The organism is Stenotrophomonas sp. GbtcB23 (assembly GCF_019091045.1).
GTDB classification, from domain to species: Bacteria; Pseudomonadota; Gammaproteobacteria; order Xanthomonadales; family Xanthomonadaceae; genus Stenotrophomonas; species Stenotrophomonas rhizophila_A.
Genome location: NZ_JAGXKC010000779.1, coordinates 1 through 229, shown reverse-complemented (window position 1 = coordinate 229; position 229 = coordinate 1). Strand labels below are relative to the sequence as shown.

1 protein-coding gene is annotated in these 229 nt (G+C 68.6%); it reads right to left on the bottom strand.

Going from position 1 to position 229, the window contains the following annotated elements:
- On the bottom strand, positions 1–229 hold a 229-nt coding region (locus tag KVS69_RS20895), incomplete at both ends, for an efflux RND transporter permease subunit (RefSeq protein ID WP_217540273.1).

The following is a 229-nucleotide window of genomic DNA, read 5'->3' as shown; positions in this document are numbered from 1 at the left end:
AATCCCCCCGATGACGACAGTGGCCAGCGGGCGCTGCACCTCTGAGCCGGCGCCGACATTCAAGGCCATGGGCAGGAAGCCCAGCGAGGCTACCAGGGCGGTCATCAGCACCGGCCGCAGGCGTCCAAGGGCGCCGTCCCGGACAGCGTCGTCCAGAAGATCGCCCTGTTCGCGCAGACGGCGGATGAAGGCGATCATGACCAGGCCGTTGAGTACGGCCACGCCCGAC